Here is a 13,668-nt window from a genome sequence, read left to right on the forward strand (position 1 = left end):
TTCCGAACAGAGAAGTTAAGCCCGGCAGCGCCGATGGTACTGCGTAGAAGTGGGAGAGTAGGTCGCCGCCCTTTTTTTAAGAAACCCGTTGTTCAATCATGAGCAACGGTTTTTTTTGTGTTAATAGCTTACCGTTTCTTTCTAAAAAATCGCTGGATAATCTCTTTGCATTCTTCTTCCATTATTCCTTTTGTTATTTGTCTTGTTTAATTGTGATTTGTATCATTTGACGTATAAAAGTGTAAGTTAATTTCATTATGTAATAATTATATGTAAGTAAAAACTCTGTATATTTGATTAATTTTTATGGTTTTACTTTTAAAACTTAACTTATTATTCATTTTTCTTCTATAATTACACTAAATATTAACTATTGGTAATACAGATAGTTAGCATGTAATTTTTAAATCTTTAATAGTCTAATCAATTGATCTTTAACCTTAAGAAACGGTAAAGATCTGCTGTAAAACAATGTTTTTTTACTTGAAAAAATGAGGTAAAAGTGCGATAACTTCCTACTTTTGTTTTTTATTTATTTATTAAACAATAAATTATTAAGCATGAAACCTACGCATATTGAGCACATTGGTATTGCAGTTAAGAGTTTAGATGAGGCTATTCCGTTCTATGAAAAAGTTTTAGGATTAGAATGTTATGCAGTTGAGGAAGTAGCTGATCAAAAAGTGAAAACTGCCTTTTTTATGGTTGGTCAAACAAAGATAGAGTTATTGGAGTCGACAGATCCAGAAGGTCCGATCGGTAAATTCCTTGAGAAAAAAGGAGAAGGTATTCATCATATGGCATTTGCTGTTGAAAACCTTGCTGAGAAACTAACTTTAGCTGAGGAAAGAGGTATTCGTTTAATTGATAAAACACCTCGTAAAGGAGCAGAAGGACTAAATATTGGCTTCTTACACCCTAAGTCAACCTTCGGTGTTTTAACTGAACTTTGCGAAGACCCTAATAAATAATCCACCACCACTTTAATTTACCTTTTAATATGTCAACTCAAGATAAAGTAAATAAGTTAATCGACCTGCGCACACAAGCAAAGCTTGGCGGGGGAGAGAAACGGATCGAAAAACAACATTCGCAGGGAAAAATGACAGCTCGCGAACGTATTGAAATGCTACTGGATGAAGGTTCTTTTGAAGAACTTGATATGTTTGTTACCCACCGTTGTACAAATTTCTCGATGGAAGAGAAGAAATTTTTGGGAGATGGTGTGGTTACAGGTCATGGAACCATTGATGGACGTGTTGTTTACGTGTACGCACAAGATTTTACTGTTTTTGGAGGATCATTGTCTGAAACAATGGCCTTGAAGATTTGTAAGATTATGGATATGGCAATGAAAGTTGGAGCTCCTGTTATAGGGGTCAACGATTCTGGAGGTGCTCGTATTCAGGAAGGGGTTACTTCTCTGGCTGGATACGCTGAAATATTTGAACGTAATATTTTAGCTTCAGGCGTTATTCCACAAATTTCAGCCATTTTCGGCCCTTGTGCGGGAGGTGCTGTTTATTCTCCGGCATTAACTGACTTTATCATGATGACTGAAGATACTTCATACATGTTCGTTACAGGTCCTAAAGTTGTTAAAACAGTAACCGGTGAGGATATATCTGTTGAGGATTTAGGAGGTGCTAATGTTCATGCTTCAAAATCGGGAGTATCACATTTTAAGGTAGAAAACGAGGAAGAAGGTATTCTTTTAATTAGAAAGTTAATATCCTATCTTCCTCAAAACAATATGGAAGAACCTCCTGTAATAGAGTGTAATGATCCTATTGATCGTTTGGATGATCAGTTAAATTCTATTGTTCCTGATAATCCAAATTTACCTTACAATATGAAGGAGGTAATCTTCTCTATTGCTGATGATGGTGAGTTTTTAGAAGTTCATCGTAATTATGCAAAAAATATTATAACAGGATTTTGTCGTTTAGACGGACAATCGGTTGGAGTAGTTGCTAATCAACCCAACTTTTTAGCGGGAGTTTTAGATTGCGATGCTTCACGCAAAGCTGCTCGTTTTGTTAGAATGTGTGATGCTTTTAATATTCCTATTTTAACATTGGTTGATGTTCCCGGATTCTTGCCTGGTTCAGGTCAGGAATATGCCGGTATTATAACTCACGGAGCTAAACTGATGTTCGCTTATGGTGAAGCTACAGTGCCAAAAGTAACTGTCACCATCCGTAAATCATACGGTGGTGCGCACGATGTAATGTCGTGCAAGCAGTTAAGAGGAGACTTTAACTATGCTTGGCCAATGGCTGAAATTGCTGTGATGGGAGCTAAAGGAGCCATCGAAGTATTAGAAGGAAGAGCTGTTTCAAAATTAGAAACGGACGAAGAAAAAGCAGCCTATATTCAAAAGAAAACAGATGAATATGAAGATGCTTTTGCTAATCCATATCAGGCAGCTGCATATGGCTACATTGATGATGTTATTGAACCACGTAATACACGGTTCAGAATAATTCGTGCATTCCAGAACTTACAAACTAAGAAGGTAACCAATCCTCCGAAGAAACATTCTAATATTCCACTTTAATCTACTTACATATGAGTTTATATTTTGTTGATTCAATGACGTGGACTATTACTGTGTTAGGATGGTTTATCGTATTTGTTGCATTAGTCTTTCTTATTGGAGTTTTCCTTACGGTTCCAAAAATTTTAAATTGGGGTGCCAATCGCGATTTGAAAAGGAAAAAAGGAGCTGAACAAGTAGAGTTAAAAGATAAGAAGGTAATATTAACCGGAGAGACAAATGCTGCTATTGCAATGGCACTTCACTTGTATTTTAATGAAATGCATGACGAAGAAAGTAATGTTATAACCATTAAAGAGGTTAAAAGACGTTATTCGCCCTGGAGTTCTAAAGTGTATGGTTTTAATAATGTTAATTTCCCTAGATAAGGAAACTTATTGATGGAAATAAAAATGTAGCTATGAAGAAATTTGAATTTACCATTAGAGGTAATAAATATCAGGTTAGGGTTAAAGATATTGAAGATAACCTTGCAACAATAGAAGTAAACGGATCTCAATATGAAGTCGAGATTCATCAGGAAGTAAAAAAAGCTAAAACACCACGATTGGTGCGCAAAGAAGTGCAGCGTCAGCCGGGTGAAGGATTTATCACCAAAAAATCAACTGGAGGAGCTGCGAAAGTATTAGCACCACTTCCTGGTAATATTTTCAAAGTATTAGTTGGAGCAGGTGATGCAGTTAAAAAAGGAGATGTCCTTTTGGTTATGGAGGCCATGAAAATGGAAAACAATGTGTTGGCTGAAAAAGAAGGAACAATAGCCTCTGTAAAAGTTTCTGTTGGGGACGCAGTGTTACAAAACGATGTTTTAATTGAAATGGAATAAGTTCCATTCACTCCGGATTGAATATTTGGAGAATGTAACAATTCAAAACAAAAGAATTTAAGTATGAAAAGATTTGTAACACTATTAGGAGTTTTTGCCATATTATTAAGCTTGCAGTTTGTTGGGGGAGGCTTTGAAGCCTTAGGACAAGTTGTTGGTGAGGGTGCAGGATTTCAGGGAGGTCCGTTAGATGGGTTAATGCAATTCTGGAGTAAAACAGGCTTCTACAATATTGAATTCACCAATGTTGTTATGATTGGAGTTGGTTTGTTTTTTATATTTCTAGCTATTAAATATGATTATGAACCGTTATTGTTAGTGCCTATTGGTACCGGTATTTTAATTGGAAATGTGCCTTTTGTAACTGGAAACTTAATTGGTATATATGAAAAAGGATCAGTCCTGAATTATTTGTATTTTGGAGTTGAGAAAGGGGTATATCCACCTCTTATATTTTTAGGAATTGGCGCAATGACCGATTTTTCATCTTTAATCTCCAATCCTAAACTTATGATTTTGGGAGCCGCTGCACAGGTTGGTATTTTTGCCACCTTCCTAGGTGCTTCAGCGTTAGGTTTTACACCAGCAGAAGCAGGTGCAATTGGTATTATTGGTGGTGCTGATGGACCAACAGCTATCTTCTTATCATCAAAATTATCACCTCATTTGATGGGGGCTATCGCTATTGCAGCCTATTCTTACATGGCTTTAGTGCCGGTTATTCAGCCACCTATTATGCGGTTAATTATTCCTAAAAAAGAAAGATTAATTAAAATGAAACCGCCAAGAGCAGTTTCTAAGACCGAAAAAATATTATTCCCAATTATTGGCTTACTATTAACTACCTTTATATCACCTTCTGCGTTACCATTATTAGGTATGCTGTTCTTTGGAAATTTATTAAAAGAATCAGGTGTTACAGAACGTTTAGCTGATACCGCAAGGAATGCTTTAATTAATATTATTACGATACTATTAGGGGTAACCGTAGGTGCATCTACTCAGGCTGATTACTTTTTGACAACTGATTCATTAAAGATTTTTGGTCTTGGTGCTGTATCGTTTATGGTCGCAACAGCAGGAGGTTTGTTGTTTGCCCGAATTATGAATCTATTTCTAAGAAAGGAAAACAAAATAAATCCTTTAATTGGAGCGGCTGGGGTTTCAGCGGTTCCTGACTCAGCCAGGGTTGTACAGCATGAGGGATTGAAAAATGATCCAAACAACCATTTATTAATGCATGCTATGGCGCCAAATGTATCTGGAGTTATAGGATCGGCTGTTGCAGCAGGTATATTACTTGCATTTTTATCTCAGGGAGTATAGCAAATCTCAATCTATAATATAAAGCAGTTCAGTTTTGAGCTGCTTTTTTTGTGTCTTATGAATAAATAAATATTAAAGGTATAAAAGTTAATTATATTCAATTTTATCACTAAAAAGGTATAGTTCTATTACTATCTGAAAGTTGATAGATGATCCAATAATTTACAGTTTGAAGTTGTTTTTTTTGTGGAATGCTAGTGGTAATTCTACTAGAAAGACAAAGTAAAGTCTTGTAATATACTGCAAAAGAGATGTATAACAAAAATTAACAATAATATATAAAAATTTTGTATTATATATCTAAAATTCTATATTTGTATATAGTAAAACCAAAACGTCTTATTGTTGTTAATGAAATAAGATGATTAGTAATAAATCGATATTTTATTATTAAAATTTGTATTGAATTGTGATTTTATTATTTTTGTGTCATTAATCGCCAAAGAAGAACTAGAGTTTATTAATTAATTTTAACAACTAAACAAACACCTTTATCGCCATTATTAATTTAAACCTTTAATCAATGAAAGAAAGAAATCGCCAAAATATTTCACAAAAACCAATTCGGTTTAGAAAGCAATAGCTATATAGTCATATAGCTACTTCCTTTAAAATTATTTATTTCAATTTGATAGAATGCATATAATGCATTTTACGGTGAATTGTAGTATAATATTTCTTTATCACTATTATTAACTTAAACCTTTTGTTTTATGCGCAGATTAGCATTAATCATGTCCTTGCTATTATTTGCAGGACTGAACGCAATGTTTGCTCAGACAACAACAATCACAGGTACAGTCACAGATACAGAAAGTGGCGAACCAATACCTGGTGTTTCCGTTGTTGTTAGAGGAACAACTATTGGTACTATTACTCGTGTTGACGGAACTTATTCGTTAAGTGTTCCGGAAGACGCGACGAATCTTTTGTATTCATTCGTAGGAATGAAAACTCAAGATGTTTTAATTGAAGGACGTTCTGAAATCAATGTTGTTATGGTTTCTGAAGCTGTTGGAGTGGATGAAGTTGTAGTAACAGCTCTAGGTATTTCCAGAGAGAAAAAGTCTTTGGGATATGCTACTCAAGAAGTAGCAGGAGATGATATCAGTGCTGTAAAAGGTAATGCCAACTTTGCAAATGCTCTTTCGGGGCGTGCATCTGGTGTTCAGATTAGAACCAATAATAACTTTGGTGGATCAACCAACGTTGTTATTCGTGGTACTACTTCATTAACAGGTAATAATCAGGCATTATTCGTAGTAGATGGTGTGCCTATCAACAATGATAACAGGAACACCGCTGCTCAAAGAGGAGGAAGTACTGGTTATGACTACGGTAATGCAGCAGCTGATATTAACCCTGAAGACATTGAAAGTATTAATGTTTTGAAAGGTGCAGCAGCAACTTCACTTTATGGTTCTCGTGCTTCTAACGGAGTTGTTATGATTACTACAAAATCAGGAAAGAAAAGAGATGGATTTGGTGTTACTATAAATAGTGGTGTTACTATTGGTAATATTGATAAATCTACATTTATTAGTTATCAGGATAAATATGGAGCTGGTTATGGACCATATTATGGATCTACTGGTTACTTCGAAGATGCAGATATTGATGGTGACGGTAATTTGGATTTTGTTGTTCCAACATATGATGATGGTTCTTTTGGTGGTAAATTTGATCCAAACTTAGAGGTTTATCATTGGGATTCTTTTGTACCTGAGTCAGCTAATTATGGCAAAAAGTATGCTTGGCAAGCCGCAAAGAATACGCCTGTTGAATTTTTCGAACAGGAAATCACTTATACGAATAGTGTAAATATTGATGGTGCATCTGATAAGGGAAGTTTTAGATTGGGTTATACTAATTTCAAAACCAATGGAGTGTTGCCTAATAGTGAGATGTTGAAGCATAATGTATCTTTCAAAGGTATTCATAATTTCAATGATAAGTTAAGAGCCGATGTTGGGGTAAATTACATTAACCAAAGTACCACCGGACGTAACTCTACTGGATATAGTGATAACCTTATGTCGCAATTCCGTCAATGGTGGCAAGTTAATGTTGACATCAAAGAACAGGAACGTCTTTATAATAAAACTGGTAGAAATGTAACATGGAACCAGAATGCTCCATGGGACGGTGATTTATCTCCACTTTATTGGGATAACCCTTATTGGTCAAGATATAAAAACTATCAGACAGATAGTAGAAATCGTTTAATTGGTTTTGCTCAATTAGCGTATGATTTAACCAAAGGGTTGAAGTTAACGGCAAAAGCTTCGGTTGATACCTATAGTGAACTTCAGGAAGAAAGAAGAGCTGTCGGTAGTGTATCGGCTCCTTTTGGTTTGTTGAGATCAGATGAAGGATCTGGATATCAAAGGTATAATAGAAACTTTAGTGAGTATAACTACGATGTGTTCCTTAATTTCAATAAAGACTTAACAGAAGACTTTAATTTAAATGGAATTGCTGGTTTAAATATTCGTAAAGAAAAAACAGAGGCTATTCGTGCTTCAACTAATGGAGGTTTGGTAGTACCAAATTTATATTCTTTAAGTAACTCAGTATCAACTCCTCCAACACCAGCGGAATTCTTATCAGAAAAAGAAGTACAAGGTTATTATGTAAATGCTTCTGTTGGATTTAAAAACTTAGCTTTCGTTGAAGGTTCATATCGTTATGATATTTCTTCAGCTCTTCCTAAGGATAACAGGGCATATGGGTATTATTCAGTATCTGGTAGCTTCTTGTTTAATCGTGTATTGATGGCAGATTGGCTAAATTTAGGTAAGATCAGACTTAACTATGCAGAAGTAGGTAACGACTTACCAGCACTTAATGTTTATGATACTTATGCTAAGCCTGATAACTTTGGTAGTTCTACTTTATTCTCTGTTGATAGTAGAAAGAATAATGAAGGGCTTAAACCAGAGAAAACAAAAAGTATTGAACTAGGGCTTGAGATGAGAGCTTTAAACAATCGTGTTGGATTTGATTTTGCCACTTATAAAACTAATACCTTTAATCAATTAATTCCTTCAGATTTAACACCAGCTACAGGCTATAGCAGTAAATGGGTTAATGCAGGAGAAGTAGAAAATAAAGGTATTGAATTAGGAATTGATGGTAAGCCTGTTGTGGCAGGTGATTTCGATTGGGAAATACGTGTTAACTGGAGTAGAAACCGTAGTGAGGTTAAAGAATTATTTATTAACCCGGCAACTGGTGAACCTTTGGAAAATATTGTATTGGCATCGTACCAGGGAGGTATAACAGTTAATGCTGCTATCGGACAACCATATGGTGTAATGAAAGGTACTGGTTTTAAATATCATGAGAATGGTGGTAAGATTGTAAATGAATCAGGATATTATGTAGCTGAAGCAAATCAAATTATTGCTGATCCTACTCCAGATTATTTAGCTGGTGTTACTAATACTCTATCTTATAAAAATTTAAGACTTAGCTTCTTAATTGATATGCAAAAAGGAGGAGATGTTTATTCTTTAGATATGCATTATGGTCAAGGTACAGGATTACCTGATTTTACTGCAGGAACTAATGATAAAGGAAATCCAATTCGTGATGCAGTTGCTGATGGTGGAGGTATTTTAAATCCTGGAGTTAAAGAGGATGGTACACCAAATGATGTATATGCAAGAGCTGATTATTATGGTGGAGCATACTATTGGGGTAATAATTCAAGAAACCCAGCTGCACTTACTGTTTATGATGCTTCATACGTGAAGTTAAGAGATCTAACTTTAACTTATAACTTCCCTAAGAGTATGTTAGGAAGTGTTGTGAAAGATCTTTCATTAGCTTTTACAGGTAGAAACCTTTGGATCATTCATAAAAATGTTCCTTTTGCTGATCCAGAATCAGGTTTAAGTTCAGGTAATGCTCAAGGGTATTTATCAGGTTCTTATCCTACAGTAAAACAGTATGGTTTTAACGTAAAAATTGGATTCTAAAAAAACTTATCATATGAAAAAGATACTTTTCTTATTTATAATTAGCCTCGGTGTTTGGGGGTGTTCAGATCTTGATGAGTTGAACATTGATACCAAAAACCCATCGGCTGTACCTGGTGAACCTTTGTTCACCAATGGAACGCGTAATATGTTTGACATGATGGCTGATGTGAATGTTAACCGAAATGTCTTTAAATTATATTCACAATATTGGGCGCAAACAACTTATCCTGATGAAAGTCAGTATAACATGGTTACGAGAAAGAATCCAGATAACTGGTGGAGAGCACTATACCGTGATGTATTGAAAGATCTGGATGAATCTAAAAAGATTATTGAAACATTTGAACCAGTTTATCCAGGTGAAACTGAGATGAAAGATAATAAGCTTGCCATCATTTCTGTAATGGAAGTTTATACTTACTCAGTACTCGTTGATTTATTTGGAGATGTTCCAAGAACGGAAGCGCTAGATCCTGAAAACGTATTACCAGTATATGACCAGGCTGAAGATGTTTATGATGCTATTATAGTTGAATTAAACGATGCTATCCAAACTTTAGACGCAGATTATGCTGGGTTTTCATCTGAAGAAGACCCTATATATGGAGGTGATGTTGCCGGATGGGTAATGTTTGCCAATTCATTAAAGATGAGACTTGCATTACGTATTGCTGATGTTGATGCTTCAAAGGCAGAAACAATGGTATTAGAGGCAGCTCCAAATTTAATTTCTTCAAATGATGAAGCTTGTGCAATAACATATTTTACGTCGCCTCCAAATACAAACCCTATGTGGACTGATTTGGTGCAAAGTGGACGTAAAGATTTTGTTCCAGCTAATACTGTGGTTGATATTATGAACGATCTTGAAGATCCAAGACGTGCGTTTTGGTTTACAGAGTATGAAGGAGGATATGTTGGTGGTGTTTATGGAACAGCCAATAGTTATACATCTTTTTCGCATTTAGGCGATCCATTTTTGCAACCAGATTTAAAAGGTACAGTTTTAAACTATGCTGAAGTTGAATTTATGTTAGCTGAGGCTGTTGAACGTGGATTTGCTGTTTCTGGTACTGCTGAAGAACATTATAACGCAGGTATTGAAGCATCTATTTTAGAATGGGGTGGTACTACTGAAGATTATACTACCTATATAGCTAATGCAGATGTTGCTTATTCAACTGCAAGTGGTGATTGGAGACAAAAAATTGGAATACAAAAATGGTTATCATTATTTAATCAAGGATTTGATGGATGGTGTACGTGGAGACAATTTGACTTTACTGGTTTAACACCTCCTCCTGGAATGGCTATGTCTGATATTCCAACCAGATTTATTTATCCTATATCAGAGCCGGAATTGAATGGTAGCAATTATGATATTGCGGCAGCAAGATATAATGATGATTCACCAACTGCCAAAATATTTTGGGATGTTAACTAATTATAATATTAAACCTCTAAGCTGTGGTGGGACGTAGATTAAAGGTTTAGTTGTGTGAGGAAGGGGCGCTGTGAAGCGTCCCTTCTGTTTTTTGTATAAGTATGATTTTGCTCTAAATGGTTGGCGAGGAATGGTTATTTTACCTTCAATGGAAGGCCTGATACCATCAGAAAGACTTCATCTGCTTTTTTAGCTATATACTGGTTCATCCAACCTTGAAGATCCGTGAATTTACGTTGGATATCGTTTTCGGGCATGCCACCCAAGCCAATTTCGTTGGTTACAAATATAAAAGTTGCGTCTTGTTGTATGAATCGAGTAAATTCATCTTTAGCTTCCTGAAGAGATTGATCGATATTACTTTGGTTATCGAAAAAGAAATTGGTTAACCATAGTGTGACACAATCAATCATGATAACTCTTCCATCAAGATTGTGTTTCGATAGTTGCTTTTCTTCTTCAATGTTAGTCCATTCAGGACCTCGATCGGCTTGATGGCGCAGGATTCGTTGTTTGTGCTCCTTATCCCAAATGCGCGATGTTGCCAGGTAAACGGGATTAGCACTTAATTTTAAAGCTAAATTTTGTGCATAGCTACTCTTGCCTGAGCGTTGTCCGCCGGTTATTAGAATTATTTTAGCCATTTATCCTTTTATGAATTCAACCTGGTAATAATTATTTCCCTTAAAGGTTATTTTAATGATACACCCATAATGTAAGTCGAGGTTAAAGATGTTATTAGGAGGAATGGCCAGATATTTATGTAATGCACTTCGTATTACTCCAGAGTGGGTTACAACTGCCAGATATTTCTTGTTAGAATTTTCAAGAAACTCGAAAAAGTTATTAGTACGGGCCAGTAGTTCTGAGAACTTTTCACCGTTAGGTGGACTTTGGTTCAAGAAATTATTGCTCCATTGTTCTATGGTAAATCGTTCAATGCCTTCCCATTTTTGTCCTTCCCATTGACCAAAGTTCATTTCTATAATTCTCTCATCAATGTCAATACTATGGTTTGGAAATAAGTGATTGGCTAACTTTCGGCAACGTTGTAAAGGGCTGGAAAATATTACATCAGGATTAAAACCATTTATTGATTGAGCAATCTCAGAGGCTTCCTGTTCAAAGTTAGCAGTAACATCTAAATCTAACTGCCCATAGCAAATTCCCTTTTCAACTTCAGGAGTTGTATGTCTGATGAGTAATATTTCTTTCTTCATTAAAATACTATTAACGGTTTACTATAATAGATGGCAACCAGTGTTAAATAAATAACTAACTCACAGGTTTGTTGAATTGTTCCCAGACAATCGCCAGTGTAACCGCCAATCCATTTTTTAAAATATTGCTCCAAAAATAATTTAGAAACGATTAATAGAGGAATGATAAAAAGTATTTTGACATCTGCCAATATAAATAACGAAGGAATGGTTAGAACAAAGGCGATTAAAAGATCTTTGTGATGTAATGATTTTGTAATGGGTTTTGACTTGCTGCTTTCATCTTCGCGTACGTATGGAAGGGTGTGCATAGTCCATACAGCCATAAAACGACTGTTAACATGAGCCACTATCATTGATAAAGCAATTAAACCTGTAGGAATACTGCTTATAGCCGTGTATTTAGAAATCAATAAAAGAATGATTCCAATAGCGCCATAAGCTCCAACTCTAGAATCTTTCATTATGACTAGAATCTTTTCTTTTGTCCACCCGCCACCAAAAGCATCGCATACATCGGCAAAACCATCTTCATGAAAAGCACCTGTTAGTAAAATACTTGCTGCCATTGACAGTAAGATGGCCAACGAATCGGGAAAAAGAAAAGTAGCCAGCCAGTATATTAAAGCCGCTGCTCCTCCCACGAAATATCCAACCAATGGAAAGTAGCGATTGCACTTATTCAGGTTTTCCTGCGAAAAGGCAATGTTAAAAGGAATAGGTATTCGTGTAAAGAATCCAAAGGCTGTAAGTATTAGATTTATCTGGTGTTTCATGGTTTATTTGTTAGAAGACAATAAAAGCTATTAGCCAATAGCTATCAGCTAATAGCTTAATATGTTATCGATTACTCACACCGGCATCGGCAAAGCTGCTCATTTCATTAATAAAGGCTACGGCTGACTGAATTAAAGGGTAAGCCACTGCCGCTCCGGTTCCTTCGCCCAGTCGCATACCTATATTAAGAAGTGCATTTACCCTTAAAAACGAAAGCATGTGTTGATGGCCTTGCTCGTTACTTTGGTGTGTAAAAATGCAATAATCCAAAATTTGAGGCTGCATGGCATGAGCCGCTAACAGGGCAGAGGTAACAATAAAACCATCTACCATGATGATCATTTTTAGTTCGGCGGCTTTTAGCATAGCACCGCAAATAGTGGCTGTTTCAAATCCTCCAAAACAAGCCAGAATCTCCAATGGACTGGTAATTGCTTGATGCAGTTTTAATGCTTTTTCGATTACTTCTGCTTTATGCTGAATTCCTTTTTGGTCCAATCCAGTTCCTGCACCACAAGCTTGTTCAGGTTGTACACCTGCATACTTACAAAGCAAGGCCGCAGCAGAGGTTGTATTTCCAATTCCCATCTCTCCGAAGCCAATAATGTTTGTTCCTTCTTGATGAAGTTTGGTAACCATATCAGCACCATTTTGCATGGCTTGTTTGCATTGATCTATACTCATGGCTGGTTCAACAGCAAAGTTGCGGGTTCCTTTAGCTACTTTTTTATTAAGTAGTTGAGGAGTACTTTCAAAATCGAAGTTAACCCCTGTGTCAGCAACAAGTAAATTAATGTTGTGTTGACGACTAAACACATTAATGGCAGCTCCACCGGCCAGAAAATTCATTACCATTTGAAAAGTTACCTCTTGTGGAAAAGGACTAATGCCCTCCTGAGTAATGCCATGGTCGCCTGCGCAAACCAGAATGGCAGGTTCTTCAAGTTTAGGCTGTAAGGTGTGTTGAATACGACAAATTTGGGCGCCAACAGTTTCGAGTTGGCCCAACGAACCTAATGGTTTGGTTTTACCGTTAATTTTTTCGGTAATCGCTTGATCTAATGTGCGATCAAGTACTTTAATCTGAGTCTCCTGCATTGTTTATGCATTAAAAGTTAAACAATTAGCTTCAGGAGGGAAGTGGAAAGAATGTACTGCATTATGCACATACCTGACTACTTTACCCCGAAGTTTATACTGCTAAGGCAGGTATTCTGGCTCATCCCTTATCAATAACGTCTTCCCGATATCTGGTGTTAATCAGTGACATATTGCTATTGACATGGAGACTTACAGCTGCGGGGACAGCTCCGGAATATCAGTTGACTGAGGCACCGGATTCCCTATTATGCTTGCGCACCTTAGTGATGCAAAAGTAATAAAAGATTTGGATGTAAGGATGTGAAATAGTGAGCCTGTCGAACCATGGGGAAGAAGACCGAAGATGTGAGGTATTTGCCGGATAAAGCAATCTACTCATAAGGTAGGGTGATAGGTTGTTAGGAAAGAATAATTATTACCCGCAAGAA

The 13,668-nt window shown here is 36.2% G+C and carries 11 protein-coding genes, 1 rRNA gene and 1 riboswitch; of the genes, 8 read left to right on the forward strand and 4 right to left on the reverse strand.

Annotated elements, in window-relative coordinates; genetic code table 11:
• The 8 genes from rrf to KEM10_RS03435 all read left to right on the forward strand — a co-directional run.
• Positions 1-74, forward strand: a 5S ribosomal RNA gene (rrf, locus tag KEM10_RS25160); the annotation flags it as partial.
• A 486-nt stretch (positions 75-560) separates the two neighbouring features.
• A complete protein-coding gene (gene mce, locus KEM10_RS03405; protein WP_212213543.1) occupies positions 561-971 on the forward strand; it encodes a methylmalonyl-CoA epimerase in 411 nt (136 codons plus the stop codon).
• Positions 972-1,000: 29 nt separating this feature from the next.
• The gene (locus KEM10_RS03410) at positions 1,001-2,560 is read left to right on the forward strand and encodes an acyl-CoA carboxylase subunit beta (RefSeq protein WP_212213546.1); all 1,560 of its coding nucleotides are present in this window, start codon (positions 1,001-1,003) and stop codon (positions 2,558-2,560) included.
• Positions 2,561-2,571: 11 nt separating this feature from the next.
• On the forward strand, positions 2,572-2,928 hold the full coding sequence (locus KEM10_RS03415; protein WP_212213549.1) for an OadG family protein: 357 nt from the start codon (positions 2,572-2,574) through the stop codon (positions 2,926-2,928).
• A gap of 32 nt (positions 2,929-2,960) precedes the next feature.
• A complete protein-coding gene (locus KEM10_RS03420; protein WP_212213553.1) occupies positions 2,961-3,386 on the forward strand; it encodes a biotin/lipoyl-containing protein in 426 nt (141 codons plus the stop codon).
• Positions 3,387-3,449: 63 nt separating this feature from the next.
• Complete coding sequence (locus KEM10_RS03425) at positions 3,450-4,712, forward strand: sodium ion-translocating decarboxylase subunit beta (protein WP_212213556.1); 1,263 nt, start codon at positions 3,450-3,452, stop codon at positions 4,710-4,712.
• A gap of 713 nt (positions 4,713-5,425) precedes the next feature.
• Complete coding sequence (locus KEM10_RS03430; RefSeq protein WP_212213558.1) at positions 5,426-8,695, forward strand: SusC/RagA family TonB-linked outer membrane protein; 3,270 nt, start codon at positions 5,426-5,428, stop codon at positions 8,693-8,695.
• A gap of 13 nt (positions 8,696-8,708) precedes the next feature.
• Positions 8,709-10,142, forward strand: a complete 1,434-nt coding sequence (locus KEM10_RS03435) for a SusD/RagB family nutrient-binding outer membrane lipoprotein (protein ID WP_212213560.1) — start codon at positions 8,709-8,711, stop codon at positions 10,140-10,142.
• A 134-nt stretch (positions 10,143-10,276) separates the two neighbouring features.
• On the opposite strand, the gene cobU is transcribed toward KEM10_RS03435, so the two are convergent.
• From cobU to cobT, 4 genes are all read right to left on the reverse strand, one after another.
• On the reverse strand, positions 10,277-10,786 hold the full coding sequence (gene cobU / locus KEM10_RS03440; protein WP_212213562.1) for a bifunctional adenosylcobinamide kinase/adenosylcobinamide-phosphate guanylyltransferase: 510 nt from the start codon (positions 10,784-10,786) through the stop codon (positions 10,277-10,279).
• Positions 10,787-11,362 carry an alpha-ribazole phosphatase gene (cobC, locus tag KEM10_RS03445; protein ID WP_212213564.1) on the reverse strand — a complete coding sequence of 192 codons (576 nt, stop codon included), beginning with the start codon at positions 11,360-11,362 and terminating at the stop codon, positions 10,787-10,789.
• Positions 11,362-12,138 carry an adenosylcobinamide-GDP ribazoletransferase gene (locus tag KEM10_RS03450; protein WP_212213566.1) on the reverse strand — a complete coding sequence of 259 codons (777 nt, stop codon included), beginning with the start codon at positions 12,136-12,138 and terminating at the stop codon, positions 11,362-11,364. The genes cobC and KEM10_RS03450 overlap by 1 nt, the downstream gene beginning before the upstream one ends.
• Positions 12,139-12,202: 64 nt before the next feature.
• The gene (cobT, locus tag KEM10_RS03455) at positions 12,203-13,237 is read right to left on the reverse strand and encodes a nicotinate-nucleotide--dimethylbenzimidazole phosphoribosyltransferase (protein WP_212213568.1); all 1,035 of its coding nucleotides are present in this window, start codon (positions 13,235-13,237) and stop codon (positions 12,203-12,205) included.
• Positions 13,238-13,326: 89 nt separating this feature from the next.
• Positions 13,327-13,518: riboswitch (cobalamin riboswitch) on the reverse strand.
• Positions 13,519-13,668: the final 150 nt, after the last annotated feature.

Origin of the sequence: Carboxylicivirga linearis (assembly GCF_018271995.1) — a bacterium.
Taxonomy (GTDB): Bacteria; Bacteroidota; Bacteroidia; order Bacteroidales; family Marinilabiliaceae; genus Carboxylicivirga; species Carboxylicivirga linearis.